Raw genomic sequence first — 2644 nt, forward strand, 5'->3', positions numbered from 1 at the left:
TTGTTAAAGGTTTTGAGCTAGAAATTCAAGGCTATTAAATGGATGCACAAGCAAGATTAACCGAGCTAAAAATTAGAGCCATTGACGGCTTTAATCATTATAAGCCTAGCTTTGACAAGTTAAACAGGGCTTATTTATTAGCACTTGATGAGGACAAGGCTTTAAGCCTAAAAGAGCGTGGCAAGGCAAATTTATTTATCCCAAAGCTAAACGCAAAGGCTAAGCGGATAACCGATAGCCTAAGCGAAACGTATTTTAATAACGACGAGTTTGCAAAATTAGAGGGCTATATAAATTCAGTCCAAAAAGTGATTAATAAGTGGCAAGAGGCGTTAAATTGCTATTGCGATATGATAAGGCTCTATAAAATTTTTATGCCGATTTTTCAAAAAATCCCCTTTTTAGGCACGGCGGTTGCAAAGGTGTTCTGGCGTAATGGTATGCCAGTCATTGAGGAGGTGGAGTTAGATGACGTTTATTTTGACCCAAACGCAAAAGACCACGATGACATCCGCTACATTGTTAATCGTATAAGCTTAACTTATAGCGATATAAAGGCACTTGCAAGGCGTGGGGTGTATGATAAAGAGGCGGTTAGTGCTATTTTAGAGAGTGAAAATTTAGAGTATGAGCGAGTAAATGTTTATGATATTTATGAGCAAGACATTAACGCAGAGTGGCAAGTAAGCACGATTGATGAGGGCGGTGCGGTTTTAAGAGCGGATATAAAATTAAAAGACGGCTGCCCTTTTGTAATTGGCTATATGCTATCGCAGGTTAGAGCTTATGATGAAAGCACGTTTGTTTGTGCTTATGGAGAGCCACCACTAGCTAGTATTTTGCCTTTGCAGGACGAGATGAACTTTGCACGTAATGCGATGATAGACGGCATTAACCGCCAAATTAATCCTAAAATTTTAATGGGATTATCTGCAAACGTGAGCCGTAGGGACTTAGAGAGTGCTGGACCTACTTTTACAGCTGACCCTAGTGCTGTTAATATTATGCCCCCGCCAAATCTTAGCTTTGCCGTGCAAAATATTAGTTTAATTGATAACGAAATGAGCGAAGTTAGCGGAGTAAGCCCGCAACAAAACGGAGCTACAACAGCTAGGGCTGAAACTGCTACGATGAGCCAAATAATGGCAAACGAGGGCAGTGTTAGGCTGCAAGGCTACATTAGGACATTTAATGAGACTTTTTTTGAGCCGTTGTTTGAACGCCTTGCGATGCTTATTTGGCGTTATGGGGCAAAAGAGTTTTTTGCTGGATATGATAGAGCAGAGGTGCCTAGTTTTAGAGTGACGCTAAATACTGGCATTGGAGCATTAAATAAAGAGGTGCAAAAAAACAGCCTAATGCAGGCAAGTCAGGCATTAAACGCACATTTTAACCTTTACGCACAAATTGGCGACCCTAATGGTATGCTTAAAATTTTAAAGGCAAATGAAAAAGTAATCCGTGATATTTTGCCACTTTATGGCATTAAAAACACTAATGAATATTTAGGCGATGAGAAAAAAGCCGAGCTAGAAAGTCAGATTTTAGGAGAAAACCAAAATGTTGCGAACGATTTTAACCAAACAGCTAACGCAGGAGCTAACGAGCCACTTAACGCACAACAAGGAGCTAGTGAGCCTATCTCACAACAAGGCATTTAAAGAGCTTTTGGGGTTTTTATTGGCCACGAGTGCTACAAATACAGCCTTAGCGTTTAGCAAGGATAAAAGCGAGAGCGAGAGATTAAGGGCGATTGATAGGGTCGCTTTGATTGATGAAATTTTAAATTATATATTAAATTACAAAGGAGATGAACAATGACAGAACAAGACGCAATTAACGCACTACTTGGCGAGTTTGAAAACGCAGGGGAGACACAAGAAGCACAAGAGATAGCGACAGCAGGACAACTGCAAGAAAATACGCCTACTTTAAGTAAAGATGACATAAGCGAAGCTATGCTTAATGCTATGCAAAAGATGAGAAGCACGGAGCAAGAACAAACACTAAACGCACAAGCACAAGCACAAGATGAAGCAAAAAGGGCAAGTGAGCGTGAAATTTTAGAACAGCTAGGACTTAGCGAGCTAGCAGGAGCAACAGAGCAGATTAAAGCAATGCAGGCTCAAATGGCACAACAAGCAGAAGAGGCAAGACGGCAAAATGTTTTTAACCAAAATATTAGTATGTTTGAAAAAGAGTTTCCCACCATAAATCCGCAAGAGTTTGGCGAGTTTGCAAAGACGCACGGATTTGACGGCTATTTAGGCGAAGATTATAATTTATGGCGTTTGGTGGCTAATACAATGCTCCAAGTTGCAACGCCAAAAAACAAGCCTGATGAGATAATCGGCAATGGTGGCGGTAAAAATGAGATTAGTGCCTTTGAGCGGATTAAAAAGGGCGAAGAGGTGAGTGATATTGAAATCGGAGCGGAGCTTTTAAGAGGGCTATAAAATAAAGCCCTGCTCGTATCGTTGGCTTATGCGGTGTTGCGACCAAAAAATCAATACTCACGACCCACTCGGTCGCTCCGTTTGATTTTTCGCCCACGCCTAGCCTAAGCCTAACGCTACTTTGCGATTTACCGCTCTTTAAAATTGGGTTTTATAAAAACAAAAAAAACAAGGAGTAACAATGGATT

At 40.7% G+C, this 2644-nt stretch carries 3 protein-coding genes; all 3 read left to right on the top strand.

The genetic code is table 11. The annotated features are described in order from the left end of the window. The first annotated feature begins 38 nt into the window (after positions 1 to 38). The 3 genes from NYG85_RS11935 to NYG85_RS11945 are packed head-to-tail and all read left to right on the top strand — an operon-like array spanning position 39 to position 2456. Positions 39 to 1661 carry a portal protein gene (locus NYG85_RS11935; protein ID WP_284938887.1) on the top strand — a complete coding sequence of 541 codons (1623 nt, stop codon included), beginning with the start codon at positions 39 to 41 and terminating at the stop codon, positions 1659 to 1661. 7 nt (positions 1662 to 1668) lie between these two features. Then, complete coding sequence (locus NYG85_RS11940) at positions 1669 to 1821, top strand: hypothetical protein (RefSeq protein ID WP_284938889.1); 153 nt, start codon at positions 1669 to 1671, stop codon at positions 1819 to 1821. Continuing rightward, a complete protein-coding gene (locus tag NYG85_RS11945; RefSeq protein WP_284938890.1) occupies positions 1818 to 2456 on the top strand; it encodes an HIT family hydrolase in 639 nt (212 codons plus the stop codon). Before NYG85_RS11940 ends, NYG85_RS11945 begins: the two co-directional genes overlap by 4 nt. Positions 2457 to 2644 lie beyond the last annotated feature (188 nt).

The organism is Campylobacter gastrosuis (genome assembly GCF_030249845.1).
Lineage (GTDB): Bacteria > Campylobacterota > Campylobacteria > Campylobacterales > Campylobacteraceae > Campylobacter_A > Campylobacter_A gastrosuis.